General features: G+C 66.2%; 13 protein-coding genes, 1 CRISPR repeat array and 1 riboswitch. Of the genes, 5 read left to right on the plus strand and 8 right to left on the minus strand.

The genetic code is table 11. The annotated features are described in order from the left end of the window. Window positions 1-88: 88 nt before the first annotated feature. The 5 genes from DNK89_RS13465 to metH form a co-directional block, all read right to left on the minus strand. Window positions 89-1,531, minus strand: coding sequence for a chloride channel protein (locus DNK89_RS13465; protein ID WP_110960518.1), 1,443 nt, complete (start codon window positions 1,529-1,531; stop codon window positions 89-91). A 157-nt stretch (window positions 1,532-1,688) separates the two neighbouring features. Next, a CRISPR array of direct repeats spans window positions 1,689-1,980; the repeat unit is 27 nt; unit sequence AGTGCGCATATCCCAGTGATCTAGACT. Window positions 1,981-2,050: 70 nt separating this feature from the next. Next, entirely contained in the window at window positions 2,051-2,377 is a 327-nt protein-coding gene (gene cas2, locus DNK89_RS13470; protein ID WP_203422266.1) for a CRISPR-associated endonuclease Cas2, read from the minus strand. Between the two features lie 31 nt (window positions 2,378-2,408). Further along, a complete protein-coding gene (cas1, locus tag DNK89_RS13475; protein ID WP_110960520.1) occupies window positions 2,409-3,338 on the minus strand; it encodes a type II CRISPR-associated endonuclease Cas1 in 930 nt (309 codons plus the stop codon). 6 nt (window positions 3,339-3,344) lie between these two features. Then, window positions 3,345-6,398 carry a type II CRISPR RNA-guided endonuclease Cas9 gene (cas9, locus tag DNK89_RS13480; RefSeq protein ID WP_238990811.1) on the minus strand — a complete coding sequence of 1,018 codons (3,054 nt, stop codon included), beginning with the start codon at window positions 6,396-6,398 and terminating at the stop codon, window positions 3,345-3,347. Between the two features lie 283 nt (window positions 6,399-6,681). Further along, a complete protein-coding gene (gene metH / locus DNK89_RS13485) occupies window positions 6,682-9,396 on the minus strand; it encodes a methionine synthase (RefSeq protein ID WP_110960918.1) in 2,715 nt (904 codons plus the stop codon). A gap of 57 nt (window positions 9,397-9,453) precedes the next feature. After that, a riboswitch (S-adenosyl-L-homocysteine riboswitch) is annotated at window positions 9,454-9,535 on the minus strand. Window positions 9,536-9,724: 189 nt separating this feature from the next. On the opposite strand from metH, the gene DNK89_RS13490 reads away from it, so the two are divergent. Beyond that, a complete protein-coding gene (locus DNK89_RS13490; protein ID WP_110960521.1) occupies window positions 9,725-11,074 on the plus strand; it encodes a hypothetical protein in 1,350 nt (449 codons plus the stop codon). A gap of 36 nt (window positions 11,075-11,110) precedes the next feature. On the opposite strand, the gene DNK89_RS13495 is transcribed toward DNK89_RS13490, so the two are convergent. Beyond that, window positions 11,111-11,560 (minus strand): PACE efflux transporter, encoded by a 450-nt coding sequence (locus tag DNK89_RS13495; protein ID WP_110960919.1) that lies wholly within the window; start codon window positions 11,558-11,560, stop codon window positions 11,111-11,113. Window positions 11,561-11,634: 74 nt separating this feature from the next. Between DNK89_RS13495 and DNK89_RS13500 the strand changes: the two genes are divergently transcribed. Then, window positions 11,635-12,576 carry a LysR family transcriptional regulator gene (locus tag DNK89_RS13500; RefSeq protein WP_060986161.1) on the plus strand — a complete coding sequence of 314 codons (942 nt, stop codon included), beginning with the start codon at window positions 11,635-11,637 and terminating at the stop codon, window positions 12,574-12,576. A 33-nt stretch (window positions 12,577-12,609) separates the two neighbouring features. Here the strand turns inward: DNK89_RS13500 and DNK89_RS13505 are convergent, their stop codons facing one another. Then, complete coding sequence (locus DNK89_RS13505; protein WP_110960522.1) at window positions 12,610-13,446, minus strand: MBL fold metallo-hydrolase; 837 nt, start codon at window positions 13,444-13,446, stop codon at window positions 12,610-12,612. Window positions 13,447-13,545: 99 nt separating this feature from the next. On the opposite strand from DNK89_RS13505, the gene DNK89_RS13510 reads away from it, so the two are divergent. Together DNK89_RS13510 and DNK89_RS13515 are read left to right on the plus strand one after the other, a co-directional pair. Then, window positions 13,546-14,535 carry a GlxA family transcriptional regulator gene (locus DNK89_RS13510; RefSeq protein ID WP_110960523.1) on the plus strand — a complete coding sequence of 330 codons (990 nt, stop codon included), beginning with the start codon at window positions 13,546-13,548 and terminating at the stop codon, window positions 14,533-14,535. 150 nt (window positions 14,536-14,685) lie between these two features. Continuing rightward, window positions 14,686-15,597: a PPK2 family polyphosphate kinase gene (locus DNK89_RS13515; protein ID WP_060986716.1), complete on the plus strand. Its 912-nt coding sequence runs from the start codon at window positions 14,686-14,688 to the stop codon at window positions 15,595-15,597. Between the two features lie 57 nt (window positions 15,598-15,654). On the opposite strand, the gene DNK89_RS13520 is transcribed toward DNK89_RS13515, so the two are convergent. Next, on the minus strand, window positions 15,655-16,401 hold the full coding sequence (locus DNK89_RS13520; protein WP_110960524.1) for a hypothetical protein: 747 nt from the start codon (window positions 16,399-16,401) through the stop codon (window positions 15,655-15,657). A gap of 280 nt (window positions 16,402-16,681) precedes the next feature. On the opposite strand from DNK89_RS13520, the gene DNK89_RS13525 reads away from it, so the two are divergent. Next, window positions 16,682-17,989: a Glu/Leu/Phe/Val dehydrogenase gene (locus DNK89_RS13525; protein WP_108498790.1), complete on the plus strand. Its 1,308-nt coding sequence runs from the start codon at window positions 16,682-16,684 to the stop codon at window positions 17,987-17,989. The last annotated feature ends 233 nt before the right edge of the window (window positions 17,990-18,222 follow it).

Here is an 18,222-nt window from a genome sequence, read left to right on the forward strand (position 1 = left end):
CCGCTGAGTAACGATGCCATTCGCTGGCATGGCCGCTTTCCACGCAGGTCGCGTCCGCCGAGGGGGCAGCAGCAACCCAAGGCCCGCACTAGGACGCAGACGGGGGCTTGATCGGTTCTACTGAGACCTCGGGCTCTCCATGCGGTGCCGACGAGTTAGCCGTCGCATCGGCAGGGGCTGGCTCGGGCACCGGCTCGGCAGTCGGCGGTGCCGCTACGGGCTGCAAGGTACTCAGCATGTAGAGGGCCAAGGTTTCGTACAAGGGCCGCGCCACCATGCGCGACACTAGGCTGGCCAGCATGGCCGACGCCATCAGGCTCAGCACCATGGAGTGGCCGTCCACCATCTCCATCACGATGATGAAGGCGGTAATGGGCGCCTGCGTCACTGCGGCCAGAAACGCCGCCATGCCCATGGCAATCAACGCGGGAGCAATGTCATGGCCCATGAGCACGGCCACGTTGTGCCCCACCCCCGCACCTATCGACAGCGACGGCGCAAAGATGCCGCCCGGAATCCCCACCCATGCCGACAGCCAGGTGGCCACGAACTTCAGCGTGACGTAGAACGCCGGCATATCCGCCTGCCCTTCCAGCATGTGCTTGACCGCCTCGGAGCCTGCACCAAACGTAGCCCCTCCGGTCACCAGTCCGATGATCGCGACGACCAGCGCCCCCAGCGCGGCAAAGCGCACCGGAAACCGTGCCCGCCACCGGTTCAGGCGCTCTGGGGCAGCCGTCAACGACGCGGCCATGAGCTTGGCAAACAGCCCGCCCAAACCACCGCACACCAGCGTGACGCAGAGACCGGGCAGCAGCGCATCCCACGTGAGCCTGGGCACCTGAATGCGGCCAAAGTAGCTCAGGTTGCCGAAGGCCGACACCCCCATCAGGCCCGCCAGCACAATGCCTGCAATCAGCAAACCGCTGGAGCGCGACTCGAGCTTGCGCGACAGCTCCTCGAACGCAAACACCACCCCCGCCAGGGGTGCATTGAACGCGGCAGCGATGCCCGCCGCACCGCCGGCCACCAGCAACCCATGGCCGGTAATGCCTGAGTGCGGGCCAAACCAGCGCCGCGCGTGGTGCATGACCCCCGCCGCCACCTGTACAGAGGGCCCCTCGCGCCCGATCGACAGCCCCGCCGCAAAGCCCGCGCTGGCCAGCACCATCTTGGAGAACGACAGCCACAGCGACACAAAACGGCTGCGCTGGCCTGCGTCCAGCCCGGGCTCCAGCGCCACCATGACCTGCGGAATGCCCGACCCTGCAGCCCCGGGGGCCCACCGGCGTGTGGCCCACACGGCGAGGGCGGTCACGGCGGGCGTCCACAGCAGCACCGCCCAGCCCCCCTGCCAATGGAAAATGCGCTCAAACAGCCCGAACGCGTGCTCAGCCATCAACGTGAACACCACCACGCACAGGCCCGCTGCGGCGGCGTAGGCCAGTACCACGCTGCGCTCCAGCCACCGCCGCCCGTTCTTGAACTCCTGGTTCAGGTTGTCAAGGAAGTCGGGCTGTTGGTGGTGCATCGGTGCGGGTGGACGGCATCAAAGCGAAGCATTGTGCATGCCAGATAGCAAACACCGGTTTTGGGCCCCCTCCGCCGCACCTGCATGGTCGGATTCCGATTTCCTTGCGATACCACGCGACCGAGGCCCATATAGAAAAATTCTTCGCCTTCTGGCAGGTGCGCTTATGCCAGTGATCTAGACTTGAAGTTGTCACCCACCCCTCTCCCCCAGAGTTCCGGCCAGTGCGCATATCCCAGCGATCTAGACTTCGGCTCAGTCATGGTTTGCTCCTTGCTTGGTTCCGGCCAGTGCGCATATCCCAGTGATCTAGACTTGCGAGGTTCATGCTCTTCTCCTAGTTTGTGTTCCGGCTAGTGCGCATATCCCAGTGATCTAGACTCCCACCCGCCCAGGCGGCAGACAGCGTGCTGGTTCCGGCTAGTGCGCATATCCCAGTGATCTAGACTCTGATCGCGATAACCCCTTGATTCGTCAAGGGGTTTTTCGTTTCCGCAGTCCAGGAAAACTGGCGTGGGGCTAGAAAAGATCGAACTGATCGGGCGCTTTTTGTGCGGGCTGGCGACTGCGGCCGTGGAAGGAGATGGCGCGTTCGTACTGCTTGTCGGTGAACTGGAAGATATGCACTTTGCCGCCAGGCGGCAAGGCCTGCTCCACCTGCCGGCAGAGCGTGTCCACCTTGGCCTGGCTGGTGGAGAAGCGCAGATAGACGCTGAACTGACTCATCGGGAAACCCACGCCCAGCAAGGCATTGCGAAAGCCCGTTGCTGCTTTGCACTCGGCCTTGGTGATTACTGGCAAGTCGAACATCACCACCATCCACATGAGTCGGTACCCCGTCAGCATGGTTGCAATCCTGCCTGTACGTTGGCTGCATTCAATCGGGATCGAAGCTGCCTGCCAGTGAGAGCGGCAATCCCGGCAGGGGCAGATCGAGCCGGATCCGCTCCCCCAGATAGACCTGGGCTAGCGACATCGCCATGCGCTGCATGCACACCATGGCGGGCGTCACGCCCTGCAGGGTTTGCATGTCGTCGTACAGCACGCGCACCAGAGCACGCTTGGTTTCGGGCGTGAAGTGGGCATCGCCCGCGCGGTGCAGCTGCCAGACCTTGAGGTCCATCACTGGCCGGAAGGGCTCCATCAGATCATCTATCAGCCGCATGGGATTGGCATCGTTGCTGTGATACAGGCCCAGGCTGGGGTGCAGGCAGGCAGCCACCACGGCGCGGGCGGTTGCGGAGCGCAGCACGGTGTAGCCATAGTTGAGCAGGGCATTCAATCCTTCGCCCTCCTGGTCACGCCGGAAATCCGCACCGAACAGCAGGCTCCAGTAGCGCCTGGCGCCCTGCCCTTCGATGTTCTCGGGGTCGCCGCTGCGCACCTTGCCCACCAGAGCCAGCAGCGGTGCCGTGGCGGCGCCTGCGGCTTCCAGCGCGGCGGCCTGCTGTTCCAGCTTGGCCTTGACCACTGTCGCCCATAGGCGCTTGAGCAACGGCAGCCCGACGGCCAATTGCGCTTCGATGCGCTTGGCTTGCACATGGTGGCCGTCGAGGGGCAGCAGCATGCCGACGGCATTGTGGTTGGCCCCGCAGAGCACGAAGGGCGCTCCGCGCTCGGCCAGGTCCACCAGCAGGTTGTTGGTGTAGCTCAGGCCGTGGGCGTAGGCGATGACGGCGGCGATGTCGTCCAGGGGGATCTGGCCCAGTTCCTTGCGCTCGCCCTCGGTGTCGCGCACTACGAGAAAGCCGCGATGCACGAAGAGGTGCCGCCGGTCGTCCGCGATTTCGACGATGCGGCCGACCATGCTGCGTCAGCCCTTGAACCCCGGATCGCGGAGTTCGCCAATGGGGGAGATGGTGACTGGGCGGGCTCTGGCTTTCTGGAAAGAGCCCGCCATCTTGGAGACATAGGGCAAATCGCCGCTTCTGTTGCGGGCGTCCACGTTGGCTTGATTCACTTCTGACATGTAGACCTGCCCCGCTGCAGACATCTTCGCCACGCGCAAGGTTTGCAAGCTCCCTTCGCCTGTTTCCAGCCGCACGCTATCGCCAATCACCAGCCGCATGGCCAATGCCTGCCCATTCTGGCCTTGGGTCGGATGCCGCAACTGCCGCAGGCCGCCTTCCCGCACGATGCGATACGCATCGAAGGTGGAGATCACCCGCCCTTCCCACTTGCCCTTGTCGTTGACGGTGACCTCGATGCAGTAGTTGCTGCCCCCCACATAACCCTTGTAGGGCAGCGGCCGGCCTTCGGCATCGACGCCATGGCGCTGGGGCTGGCCGGGCTCGGCGATGCGGATCAGGTTGCTGATCTCGCGCCCCGCGCTGCCATCGGCCTTGCGGCGCTGCTTGATGCTGCCGTCGCGCAGGATGCCGTAGCTGCTCTCCTCCATCATGGCGCCTTCGAAGCCGTGGTCGGGCTTGTGGCTCACCCAGATGTGGCGCACGGCGCGTTCCACATGGGCGCGGTAGGTTGACCAGGGCAGCGGCATGTCTTCGACCAGGCGTTTCAAACCATCTTCACGGGCCTGCGCATTGGCCTGGGCGAAGCGCTGCATCATGCGCTGGTCGGTCACGCCGATTACGCAGGCATCCACCGCATGATGCCGGTGGTCGTTGCGGTTCTTCTCGCCGTCCAGTCCCAGCACGTCGTTCAGGCCGAACTTGCCGCGCAGCAGCGCCGTCATCTGGCCGGGGATCACGCGGGTGGCGCTGCCGGGGCACACCAGCCGCAGATATTCAGCGGCCACGCGCGAGAGGTAGCGTGTGTCGTTGAGCGCACGGGCCAGAAAGTCCTTGTCCTCTCCCAGCCAGCGGTCATAGCCGTCGGGCGCGAAGCGGTAGCGCTTGCGCAGCGGCATGCGCTCGGCGCGCTGCAGGATGCCGTGGTAGCTCCAGCCCTGGGCCTCGAAGTCGGCACGGGCCTCCCACGGCGTGCGGTTGCGCTTGATGCGGTTGGCTTCGCGCAGGGCCACCGTGCGGTTGTTCAGGCTGTCGTCCAGGGTCATCGAGAACGGAAGGATGTGCTCGATCTCCACGCGCTCGCCCAGCAACATGCTCGCGCTGATCTGCACGCCGCTGTAGGGGCAGCGGCGGTCGGCCGCGTCGTGGCTCAGCTCTTCCCACAAGATCCATTTCTGAGTGTCCAGCGTGCGCACGCGCTCTACGCTGATGCCCAGTACCTCGGCGATGGAGCGGCGGATGCGCGCGTTGCGCTGCTGGTTGTCCGCCTGCCGCTGCTGCGCTTCCAGCTTCTGTTCGCGGCTCTGCTTGAGGTCGCGCGCCAGCTCGATCACCACTTCGGCCGGCCGGCCATAGCGGCGCATCAGCGCATTGACCACCACGCGCACCTGGTTCAGTCCGATGTGGACGGTGGGGTTGGCGATCTTGCCGTAGCGCTCTTCGTCGTTGCGTGGGTTGTCCTTGGCAAACGCTACATGCCGCTGCAAGGCGCGGCCGTAGTAGGGCAACTGCTTGAAGGCGAAGACGGGCTTGATCTCCCCGGTGGAGGCAATGGTGCGCTCGCCGATGCGTTCCACTTCGTCCGCATCGTGCTCGAAGCTGAAGCCCAGGTCGCTGTGATGCGCAAAGCCGGCCGCCTGCACGGCCTTGTCGTAGGTGATGACATCGCGCTGCAGCTCCGGAACAATGCGGGCCAGCGCCGTACGGCCCAGGCTGCCATAGCCTTCCGGCAGGCCGGCATTGGCGATGGCCTGCGCCCGCGCCTCGTGCACGCCTGTGCGCTCCTGCAGCCAAGCGATCAGGCGCGGCTCGCTTTCCTCGGTCATCAGCTGCGTGACGATCTCGTCCTGCAGCGCAGTGTCGAATCCGGCCCACAGCGGGCCGAACAAGTCCTTCTTGCCCAGCACCGCCGCGGTGGCATTGCCCTTGAGGCCATCGCGCTTGGCGTCTTCCAGGTTGAAGAGGGCCGAAAAGCCCAGCGCCTTGCGCATGGCGGTGAAAGTCACCTTGGCCTGCTTCTCCAGCAGTGCCACGATCTGGTCGCGCTGCGCCAGGGTCAGCGCCTCTTCGCGCAACTCGTCATGCAGCACGCGCAGGTGATTCACTTCCTGGTAGATGCGGAAGCGCTGCGTGCTCGGAAGCGCCAGCAGGGCGCGCGGCTCCTCGGGCTCCAGCGTGCAGCGGCCGGGCTGCACGGGCCGCAGCTTGCGCTGGTGCAGCAGGATGTCGCGCAGTTCGGCGCGGGCGGCCTCGTTAAACAGCGCGGGGGCGAAGGCCGCCTGTGCAGCCCACAGTGCATCGAACTCCTGCGCCACCATGGCGCGGTCCACGTACAGGTCGTAGCGCTTGTCGATGCGCTTCTTGCCCTCGTCGGTGGTGAAGGGCGTCTCGCGGTATCGGGCGCGCACGCCCTGGCCTTTCACGCCTTCTGGCTTCTGCTCCATGCGCGCTTTCCAGAACCATTCGCCCACCGTGCGGCAGCCGGATTCATGCATCTGCGCCCGCAGCGTGCCGATAGCCTGCTTGAGCGCACCGCTGTCGCTGTCCTTGCGGTCGGTCTTGCGGTTGCTCTGGAAGCCCCGACGCTGGTTGAGGTGGAACAGGGCACGTCCAAACTCTTCCGGCTTCAGCGGCGTTTCCAGTCCTTGTCCGCGCAGTTGAAACGGATTCAGCTTCTCCAGCGCCTTGCGTGCCGACTCTTCATGTGGAAAGAACCCATTCCGCTCCAGCGCTGCCAGCATGCGGGCCCTGCGCTTAAGCAGCCGGTCACGCCGCCGCCGCATGGCACGTGCGGCCCGACGGGTGACGGCGAGGGACGATCCATCCTTGGGGTTGCGGCCATCGCTGAAGATGCGTGCGCCGGCTTTGATGATGGCTGATGGGCTGCCCTCTGCATCCAATCGAAAACGGCCCAGCCCAGCGATGTGGAGCCCAAGTCCATTGCCAAGCGATAGACCAGGGGGTTGTCTCTTTGCATGAATGAGCCTCTCTCTCCTGTTTGCCGTTTGTATCGGATTCAGGTAGATTCTCAAACACTTAGGTCACTGGGATATGCGCTCTGGACGCTAACAAGCTGAAAGATGCACCAAATGGAAAGCCCCGCATGCGGGGCTTTCGTATTTGTGACCAACTGCGCCCCTAGCGCTTGTCCATTAAGCGCCAGTAGCTATTTAATTCATAGCATTACAAATTCGGCGCCAGCAGCCGCTCCAGCACCTTCTCCTCCATGCCCCGGCGCTGGGCCATGTCGTGCAGTTGGTCTTCGCCAATCTTGCCGACGTTGAAGTACACGCTGTCGGGGTGGCCGATGTAGAAGCCGCTCACGCTGGCGGCGGGCATCATGGCCAGGCTTTCGGTGAGCGACATGCCGATCTCGCCAGCCTGCAGCACGCGGAACAGGTCGGTCTTGGCGCTGTGGTCCGGGCAGGCGGGGTAGCCGGGCGCGGGGCGGATGCCCTGGTACTTCTCGGCAATCATGTCGTCGTTACTCAGCGCTTCACCGGCAGCGTAACCCCACAGGTCGGTGCGCACGCGGTGGTGCAGGGCTTCGGCAAAGGCTTCGGCCAGGCGGTCGGCCAGGCTCTTGAACATGATGGCGGAGTAGTCGTCCAGCGCGTCGATGAAAGCCTTTTCTTTTTTCTCAATGCCCAGGCCCGCCGTCACGGCAAACATACCGGCGTAGTCGGCAATGCCGCTGGACTTAGGGGCCACAAAGTCGGCCAGGCAGCGGCTGGGGCGGGTCACGCCGTCGATGGTGTGTTTCTCGGCCTGCTGGCGCAGGCCGTACCAGGTCATGGCCACTTCGGTGCGGGTGTCGTCGGTATAGAACTCGATGTCGTCATCGTTCACGCTGTTGGCGGGCAGCAGGGCCATCACGCCGCTGGCCGTGAGCCACCGGCCTTCGATGATCTTCTTGAGCATGGCCTGCCCATCGGCAAACACACGCGTGGCTTCCACGCCCACGATCTCGTCGGTGAGGATGGCGGGGTACGGGCCGGCCAGGTCCCAGGTCTGGAAGAACGGGCCCCAGTCGATGTACTTGGCCAGCTCGGCCAGGTCAAAGTTCTTAAACACGCGGCGGCCCAGCGCACGGGGCACGGCGGGCTGGTAGGCCGACCAGTCCACGGGTGTCTTGTTGGCGCGGATCTTGGCCAGGGGCCACAGGGGTGTGGCCTTTTTGTTGGCGTGCTGGGTGCGCACCTTGTCGTAGTCGGCGTTCAGCTCATCCACGTAGCTCTGCACGCCGTCGCCCAGCAGGCTTTGCGCCACGCTCACGCTGCGCGAGGCGTCGGGCACGTAGACCACGGGGCCTTCGTAATGCGGCGCGATCTTGACGGCGGTGTGCACGCGGCTGGTGGTGGCGCCACCAATCAGCAGCGGGATCTTCTTGACGCGGAAGTGCTCGTCTTTCTGCATCTCGCCGGCCACGTATTGCATCTCTTCGAGGCTGGGGGTGATGAGGCCCGACAGGCCCACGATGTCCGCCCCCTCGACTTTGGCCTTGGCCAGGATCTCGTGGCAGGGCACCATCACGCCCATGTTCACCACCTCGAAGTTGTTGCACTGGAGCACGACGGTGACGATGTTCTTGCCGATGTCGTGCACGTCGCCCTTGACGGTGGCAATGACGATCTTGCCCTTGCTGCGCACGTCGCGGCCGGCCAGCTCGTCCTGGCGCTTTTCTTCCTCGATGTAGGGAATCAGGTGGGCCACGGCCTGCTTCATCACGCGCGCGCTTTTCACCACCTGCGGCAGGAACATCTTGCCCGCGCCGAACAGGTCGCCCACCACGTTCATGCCGTCCATGAGCGGGCCTTCGATGACATGCAGCGGGCGGCCGCCCTTGGCCAGGATCTCGCGGTAAGCCTCTTCGGTGTCTTCGGTGATGAAGTCGGTGATGCCATGCACCAACGCGTGCGACAGGCGCTCGCCCACCGTCTTGGGGTGTTCGGGCGTGCCGCGCCATTCGAGCTTCTTGCTCTCGTCCTTGGCGCCGCTCTTGGCGGTTTCGGCAATCTCGACCAGGCGCTCGCCAGCGTCGGGGCGGCGGTTGAGCACCACGTCTTCCACGCGCTCGCGCAGCACGGGCTCCAGGTCGTCGTACACGCCCACCATGCCGGCGTTGACGATGCCCATGTCCATGCCGGCCTTGATGGCGTGGTACAGGAACACGGTATGGATGGCCTCGCGCACCGGGTCGTTGCCACGGAAGCTGAACGACACGTTGGACACACCACCCGAGACCTTGGCGCCCGGCAGGTTCTGCTTGATCCAGCGCGTGGCCTCGATGAAATCGACCGCGTAGTTGTTGTGCTCTTCAATGCCGGTGGCCACTGCAAAGATGTTGGGGTCGAAGATGATGTCCTCGGGCGGGAAGCCCACCTCATCCACCAGCACGCGGTAGGCGCGTTCGCAGATCTCGATCTTGCGGGCGTAGGTGTCGGCCTGGCCCACTTCGTCAAACGCCATCACCACGGCGGCAGCGCCGTAGCGCTTCACGAGGCGCGCCTCGTGCTTGAACTTCTCCACGCCCTCTTTCATGCTGATGGAGTTGACGATGCCCTTGCCCTGGATGCAGCGCAGGCCCGCTTCGATCACGTCCCACTTGGAGCTATCGACCATGATGGGCACGCGGGCGATGTCGGGCTCGGACGCGATGAGCTGCAGAAACCGCACCATGGCGGCCTTGCTGTCGAGCATGGCCTCGTCCATGTTGATATCGATGACCTGCGCGCCGTTTTCCACCTGCTGGCGCGCCACGGCCAGGGCTTCTTCGTACTGGCCGTTCAAAATCATGCGCGCAAACGCCTTGGAGCCGGTGACGTTGGTGCGCTCGCCGATGTTGACGAACAGCGTGCCCTCGCCAATGGAGACGGGCTCCAGGCCGGACAGCTTCATGGGGGGCAGGGACGGGGCAGACGCAGACATAGGACTCACCTGTGCAAAAAGGCAGATAACAGGTGAGCGTCGTTGCACAAAGAGAACATCCCAAGCCTGGCGCGCCGGTGAACGGCCCGTTGCAACGCTCCTTGGGATGGACTGCATTTTACCGGCTTGGCAGCGCAGGCTTGCGCGGACAGCCGCGAGGGCTGGTCGCCTGGAATCGGGCGGTCCGCCAAACCCAACGGGGTTATTCGACCTGTGCTGGCTACACTGTCCCCTTCAAGAAACTATGCAGGGGATAGTTATGAATCGCGCAACCGCATGCTCAGTATTGGCGAGCGCCATGCTTTTGGCCGCTTGCGGCGGAGGCAGCGACCGTGCACCGCCACAGCCCACGCACACCACGGCGGAAGGCATATGGACGGGCACTTCGCCCGTAGGTAGCTTGGCCGGCCCCGCCGCGAGCGTGTTGGTGCTGGAGAACGGCGATACCTGGGGCCTCGTTGGCTTGGGATCGCCGCTCTCCGCGCTGCGAGGCACGATGTCTTCTGTGGACGGCAAAATCAGCGGTTCCGATGTGCCCGCAGCACCCGGTACCAGCTACAGCGGCACCTATACGCCACGCGACAGCATCGATGCGCGTCTGGGGTTTTCCAACTTTGTGGGCCACTACGTAAGCAGCTATGACCAGCGCGCATCACTACCCGCGTTCGCTGGCGGTCGCTGGGCCTCCGGCAAAGGGGGACTTGCGTCCCCATGGTTCGTCACCCTCTCTGATTCCGGCACTCTGCGCGTCATCCCTGCGCTGAAGTGCGTGGGCAACGGTAGCCTCAAGCCGCGCACGAGCGGGAAAAACGTGTTTGACCTGCAAGTGAGTTTTTCAGGCGAGGGCTGCTCCGACGCCACCCTGTTCCGGAGCGAGTCGCCCCGCATGTCGGGGGCGGCTTGGCATGACGGCACCCACCTGATTTTGATGGGGTTGACGCCCGAGCCGGACCCCGTATCCCAGCGCCATGGCGAGCTGGCCGTCGCGGTCGACACATCGGAAATCACACCGGGGCCCACGCCCACACCACCGCCTCCAGCCCAACCGTTGGCGAATCCCACAGGACTGTGGACCGGTACGTTGCCGACGGGACGCACGCTGACCCTGTTGGTGTTGGAAGATGGGGATACCTGGGGCCACTACCGCCGCCCCGACGGCTCGCTGGCGGGGGGCTTCGTGCTGCACGGAGCCACATCGTGGGCTGATGGCAAACTCAGCGGAACGGGCATCGAGGCCGACATCCTGGAAGGCAGCTACAGCGGCACCTACACCCCGAACGGCCGCATGCAAATGCAACTCCAAGAAGGCGCGTTCGTAGGCGCGTACTCCAGCGCGTTGAACCAGGCCCCGTCGCTCGCGGCCATCGCGGGCAGGTACCAGGGGCGGCTGTCCCTCCACGTATCCGACTCGGGGGACATGACCCTGGCCACCATCGGTTGTACTGGCACGGGCAAGGCCACCCCACGCGCGGGTAGCAAGAACGTCTTTGACTTCACCACCAACATCGGCCTGTGCTATGGGAACACGGATTTGATGGGCGCAAGGACGGGCGTGATGTACTACGACAACGGGACGTTGACGCTCATGGCGCGGGGTTCCGGTCCCCAACCTAAGGGCATGGTGCTGGTGGTTACACGAGCGCCTTGAGCGAAGCCGGCGCCCGGTGCGCCAGGCGGCTTCGCATCAAGCCTTCGCAGACGCTGGCAGGCCGAACAGGCGGTCAAAACCCCAGTTGAAGACAAACGTGTAGATCAGGAAGAACACGATCAGCCCGAGGTCCATCACAAACGCGTGCCACAGGCTCACGCCAAACCACCAGGCAAACAGCGGCACCAGCGTGAAGACCAGGCCGCCCTCGAACCCGATGGCGTGTGCCACGCGCCGCGCCACGCTGCGCCCGCGCACGGGCTGGCGCGCCTCCCAGCGCTCGAACGCCCAGTTGAAGACGATGTTCCAGACGATGGCGATCGCCGAGGCCGCCACCGCCACCACGCTCGAATGCCCAGCGCCCTGGCCCGTGAGCAGCGCCAGGCCCAACGTGGCGGCGCCAATGGCGATCAGCTCGTACAGGGTCACATAGATCAGGCGGCGCTTGACGCCTTGCAGGCCAAAAAGGGTCGGTGTCTTGTCCATGGCCTGTACTTTATATTCGCCAAACTGACACATAAAGTCAGCTTGTTTCAGTTTTATTGATAGATCAAACCACCATGGCCTTCAACTCCGACAGCGTGCAGGTGTTTCTGACCGTGCTCGACCACGGCTCGTTCTCGGCCGCCGCGCGGGCGTTGTCGCGTGTGCCGTCGGCCGTGAGCATGACCATTGCCCACCTGGAGGCCGAACTGGATGTGCAGCTGTTTGACCGCAGCGGCCGCGAGCCCCGCCCCACCGCCGCCGCCCGCGCGCTGGAGCCCCAGGCCCGGCTGCTGGCGGGGCAGTTGCAGCAGCTCAACGCCCAGGCGCTGGCGCTGACCCAGGGGCTGGAGGAGCGGCTCACGCTGGCCATCGCGCCCGAACTGCTGGCCGCGCGCTGGACGGAGGCGCTGGCGGCACTGGCGCAAGAGCACCCGCTGCTACAGATCGAGGTGCTGGCCGCGCCGCAGGTGGACGCGCTGGCGCTGCTGCACAGCGGCCGCGCGCAGCTGGCGCTGGTGTTTGAGCGGCCCAGCATCGACGGGCGCGAGGGCTTTCAGGAAGTGGGCACCGAAACCCTGGTGGCGGTGATGGCGCCGCAGCACCCGGTGCTGGTGGCAGCCCGCGCCGCCGCCCAGGCACGTGGTGCACCACCGGAGGACGCCATGCTGCGCGAGGAGCACCTGACCACCACGCGCCAGATCGTGGTGGCCAGCCGCGACCTGGCGCAGACCGACCCGCGCTTTGTGTTTGCCCGCCACCACTGGCGCACCGACAACCACCTGGCCGCGCTGGGCCTCATCGAAGCCGGGATGGGCTGGGGCTGGCAGCCGCGCGCGCTGGTGCAATCGCGCATCGAGGCGGGGCGGCTGGTGGAGATGCCGTTCGAGAACCTGAGCAACGGCGCCGCGCTGTGGGTGGACGTGGTGTGGTCCAAGGAGCGCCCACTGGGTCTGGGCGCTGCGCGCTTTGTGGCGCTGATGCGGGACCAGCGGGCGCTGGAGGCCGAGCTGGCGTGATTTGCAGCCTTTTCGGGCGGTAGCGCTAGTCGATCATGCCTCTGCAGCTACTGAATTCATAGCATCGCTTTTGACGGTGGGCACGGGGTAGTGCCGGCACTCGCCGTCCTCAGGCACCCACAGGCGGTGCGCCCATCCGCCATGCTGCGCCAGGGCGCGCACCTGGGCGCGGGTGGTGGGGCAATGGTCCAGGGCCTCCAGGTGGTTGACGACCACCGCGCCGGTTGTCAGCGCGGCGGCCTGCGCGACTTCTGCAGCGTCCATCAGGATGTCGGCGCCCAGGTCAAACCGGGCGCCACCGGCGGGCAGCACGGCCACATCGGGCTGCAGGCGCTGCAGGCAGTCGCGCACCGGGGGCGTCAGCACGGTGTCGCCCGCCAGGTACACGCTGGGCTCGCCCGGCAGCTCCAGCAGGTAGCCGTGGCCGTGTTCCATGAAGCGCGCCACCCAGCCCCGGCCGTGGGTGCAGGCCACGGGCGTGACGTGCCCGCCCAGTGCAAAACGCTGGCGGCCCTCGCCCGCCAGCGGCAGTACCTGCAGGCCGCGCTGCGCCAGGTAGGCGGCGTCGTGTGGCATGCAGAAGACGGGAATCTGGCGCTCGCGCAGAAACTGCTTGCCCGCGCGGTCCAGGTGGTCAAAGTGCCCGCGCTGGCAATGGGTGATGAGCGCGTGGGTCACGCGCTGCAGCGCCGCGTCGGCCTCGGCGGGCAAGTCCACCAGGGGGTTGCGCTGGCGACGGGTGCCCAGGTAGCGCAGCGCAGGCAGGCTGCCCCGGGGCGCGAGCATGGGGTCCACCAGCAGGCCGACGGGGCGGCCCGCGTGCTGAAACTCCAGCAGAACGGTGGCGTTGCGCAATTGGGTGATGAGCATGGGGGGGCTTTCAGTGGGAGGAGGTGCTGCCATTGTTAAAAAGCAGGCCTCCCGCGAAAATGGCGCAGATTGACAATTTCTTGCGCTTTTGTGCCCTCCATGGTTTCCCCATCCTCCACACCCCAGCCGCCCCTGCGCGTGGCACTACTGCTCTACCCGGGCTGCATGCCCGCCGGCCTGTTTGCGGCGGCGGACATGGCACGCGCCGCCAACCTGCGTGCGCAGGCCAGCGTGATGGACATCTGCTGGGCGGGGGTGGACCGGTTGCCCGTGCCCACCTGGCAGGGCCCCGCGCTGGCCCCCACCGTTGCGCTGCAGCAGGCTGAGGCCGATGTGGTGCTGGTGCCGGGCCTGTGGCTCTCGTCACCCGACCAGCTGCAAGCGCCGCTGCAGCAGCTGGCCCCGGCGGTGCAGGCCTTGCGCACGCTGCCCCGGCGCACCCAGGTGTGGAGCTACTGCGCGGGAGTGGTGCTGGCAGCCGCCAGTGGGCGGCTGCGCGGCCAGGGCGCCACGGCCACCTGGTGGTTGCGTGCCGCGCTGGAGCAGCAGTTTGCGCAGGTGGACTGGCGCTTTGACGAGCCGCTGGTGGCCGGCCCCACCGCCACCACGGCCGCCGGGGCCAACGGCTACCTGCCGCTGATGCTGCACGCGCTGACGGCCCGCCTGCCGCCCCAGGCATTGAACGACCTGCAGGAGCTGCTGATGCTGCCCCGCCCCCGCACGGCGCACCCGGCATTTGCCGGGCATGACCTGATGACGCTGGCAGACGCCGACCTGCGCCGCGCCATGCTGTGGGTGCAGCGCAGCCCCGCCACCGATCTGCGGCTGCCGGCGCTGGCCCAGGCGCTGGGCCTCTCGCCCCGCACACTGGCGCGGCGGGTGCAGGCCCACACGGGCCTGACGGCGGCCCTGTGGATGCGCCGCATCAAGCTGCGCCAGGCCAGCGAGGCGCTGTGCGACACGCCGCTGCCGCTCAAGCGCATTGCCGAAGACCTGGGCTTTGCCAGCGAGGCCGGACTGCACCGCGCGTTCCGCCAGGCCACGGGGCAGACGCCGCTGGCCTACCGCATGGCGCATGGCGCGCGCTGAGCGGCTCCTGCGGCCATTTTCAAGCCCAGCAGGCCTCAAGCGCTGGTGAATCATGCGCTAATAGCTATGATTTTGGTAGCGTCTGATTTTTGAAAGAAAAGGATACTGCGCCCGTGCCGCTGACGTACGATGGCCCATCGAGGAGCCCGCATGAACCACCCGTTTCACAGCAGCAACAAAGATGTGGCCCAGCGCTGGTCGCAATGGCAGCCGGACGCGCCGCAGCATGAAGATGACAAGCGGCCCGACGGCCAGCCCGAGCGGCGCAAGGCCGGCAAACACCGCCGCACGGTGTCGCTCAAGGACTTTGACCCGTCGGCCAAACCGTTTTCGCTGGGCGACAAGCTCAGGGACAAAGCCGTGACCGAGTCCATCGCGCAGGAGCTGGACACGCTACAGAACCTGTTCTACGCCGACAAGCGCTACAAGCTGCTGGTGATCCTGCAGGGCACCGATACATCGGGCAAGGACGGCACCATCCGGGGCGTGTTTGGCCGCATGAGCGCGCTGGGCGTGCACGCCGTGGGTTGGAGCGCCCCCACCGAGGCCGAGCGTGCCCACGACTACCTGTGGCGCATCCACCAGAAGGTGCCCGGTGCGGGCGAGATCACGGTGTTCAACCGCAGCCACTACGAGGACGTGCTGGTGCCCGCCGTCAACGGATGGATCACGCCCGAACAGCACCACCAGCGCTTTGGGCACATCAACGACTTTGAGCGCATGCTCACGCACACCGGCACCATCGTGCTCAAGTTCATGCTGCACATCAGCGCTGACGAGCAGCGCGAACGCCTGCAGGAGCGCCTGGACGACCCGGCCAAGCACTGGAAGTTCTCGATGAGCGACATCGAGGCCCGCAAGCAGTGGAGCCAGTACCAGAAGGCCTACGAAATGCTGCTGGCCGCCACGCACACGCCCTGGGCGCCGTGGACCATCGTGCCCGCCAACTCCAAGACCCACCGCAACCTGATGATCGCCACGCTGGTGCGCGAGGTGCTTACCGGCCTGGACCTGCGCTACCCGCCGGGCGACCCGGCGCTGCAGAAGATCCGCATCGAATAGGCCCCGCCCCGCAGCGGGCCCGGCAGTGCGGGGTGCGGAAAAAAACTGCGCGGGCCGTCACTGGCCCGGCGGGCATTCCGGGATGCGGCCCCAGGCGTCGCCGCAGAAGTTCTGCCGCGTGCGGGTGAGGCAACTCGCGCGCGACAGCTCATTGCTCATGGCGGCGCACTGCGCCAGCGCGCCGCGCAGGCGGGCCAGGCTGTCGCCCGGCGACGGCACGGGTGCTGCGGGGGGCGGCCAGGGTGCGTCGTCGGCTGGTGCCGCCGTGCGGGGCTTGCCGGTGGCGGGCAACGATGCCGCATCGGCCACGCGGGGCACGGTGACGGGGGTGAACGGCGGTGCAGAGGCTGCCGCTGCGGCTGCGGGCGGGGGGGCGGCAGTGGCGCTGTCTGGTGCAGATGCAGTGGCCGCCGGGCGTGCGCGTTGGGATTCGATGATTTCTTCCACCGGCTCGGGGCGCGCGGGAGCGGACTCCGCAATGCCCGGGGTGCCGGGCGCGGCCACTGGGGACTCGACGGCCGAGGCCTGCTGAGCGGGCGACGCAGCATCGGGCCGGGCCAGCATGTACCAGGCAGCGGCGCCCGCCACGGCCAGCACGGCCACGGCGGCGCCTGCGTAGGCCATGGGTCGCTGGCGCGGCGGGGTGCCGGTGGGGTGCTCATCGTCATCGAACACAAATTCCATCGGCGCCGGGGCGGCGGGGGGCGCCTCTGCCTCCAGCGGGTGGGCGCACTTCACGCACCAGCGCGCCGTCGGGTGGTTGGGCGCCTGGCATTGCGGGCAGGGGGTCTGGGTCACGCTCATGATTTTTTCCCTCTCTTTTTTCGTGGCCCCCGCTTTCTGGGGGACCTGGCGCAGCGCCCGGTGCTGTGCCAGGCTGGCTGAGTCTAGAGGCAACCGGCGCCGGGCAAGGGCCGGAGCCAGCGGCCGCTATCGCGCCCGCACATTGCCGCACCGCAGCATGGAATGCGTCTTTGCCAAACTATGCATCAGACGCATAACCCACAAACACACCGGCCTTGGACAGTGCCCAAGCCCAGGCATAAGCTTCGCAGCCTGAACTGATCCCACAAGGAAATTCACCATGTCAAACCCCGTCGGCGCCCCCGCCGCACAATCCCACCCCCTGCCCTCGTACCTGCAGGCCGACCACCTCGGCCCCTGGGGCAACTACCTGCAGCAGGTGGACCGCGTCACCCCTTACCTGGGCAGCCTGGCGCGCTGGGTGGAAACGCTCAAGCGGCCCAAGCGCATCCTGATCGTGGACGTGCCGATCGAGCTGGACAACGGCACCATCGCCCACTACGAAGGCTACCGCGTGCAGCACAACCTGAGCCGGGGCCCCGGCAAGGGTGGCGTGCGTTTTCACCAGGACGTGACGCTGTCCGAGGTGATGGCCCTGTCGGCCTGGATGTCGGTGAAGAACGCGGCGGTGAACGTGCCCTACGGCGGTGCCAAGGGCGGCATCCGCGTGGACCCCAAGAAGCTGTCGATGGGTGAGCTGGAGCGCCTGACGCGCCGCTACACCAGCGAAATCGGCCTGCTGATCGGCCCGTCCAAGGACATCCCCGCACCCGACGTGAACACCAACGGCCAGGTCATGGCCTGGATGATGGACACGTACTCGATGAACGTGGGCGCTACCGCCACCGGCGTGGTCACCGGCAAGCCTGTGGACCTGGGCGGCTCGCTGGGCCGTGTGGAAGCCACCGGCCGCGGCGTGTTCACCGTGGGCGTGGAAGCCGCCAAGCTGACCGGCCTGGCGCTGGACGGCGCCCGCGTAGCCGTGCAGGGCTTCGGCAACGTGGGGGGCATTGCCGCCAAGCTGTTTGCCGAAGCCGGTGCCAAGGTGGTGGCTGTGCAGGACCACACCGGCACCATCTTCAACAGCAAGGGCGTGGATGTGCCCGCGCTGTTGGCGCATGTGAAGACCCGTGGCGGCGTGGGTGGCTTTGCCGGCGCCGAAGTGATGAAGGCCGAGGAGTTCTGGGGCGTGGACTGCGAGATCCTGATCCCTGCCGCACTCGAAGGCCAGATCACCAAGGACAACGCGGGCCAGATCAAGGCCAAGCTGGTGATCGAAGGTGCCAACGGCCCCACGACCACCGAAGCCGACGACATCCTGAACGACAAGGGCGTGCTGGTGCTGCCCGACGTGATCGCCAACGCCGGTGGCGTGACGGTGAGCTATTTTGAATGGGTGCAGGACTTCTCCAGCTTCTTCTGGAGCGAGGACGAGATCAACGCCCGCCTGGTGCGCATCATGCAAGAGGCCTTTGCGGGCATCTGGCAAGTGGCGCAAGAGCACAAGGTGAGCCTGCGCACCGCCACCTTCATCGTGGCCTGCCAGCGCATCCTGCACGCCCGCGAAATGCGCGGCCTGTATCCATAAGCCCTCGCCGCCCACCCTCTCGGCCTCGCCCCTTACCCGGGGCAGGCCGTCAGACCACCGCCAGCCGCTGCGATCCAGCCCTGGCGGTTTTTCTTTGCCCTCACCCCGCCCAACCCCGGCGGCTGTTGCGCCGTGGCGACGCGACCATGCCATGCGCCAGCCGTTCAAGAGCCCAAAACGACCGCGCAGCAGCCGCAGAAACCAAAAGATACGTACACATACAAATGGTGATC

The organism is Acidovorax sp. ST3, assembly GCF_003231145.1.
Classification (GTDB): Bacteria; Pseudomonadota; Gammaproteobacteria; order Burkholderiales; family Burkholderiaceae_C; genus Acidovorax.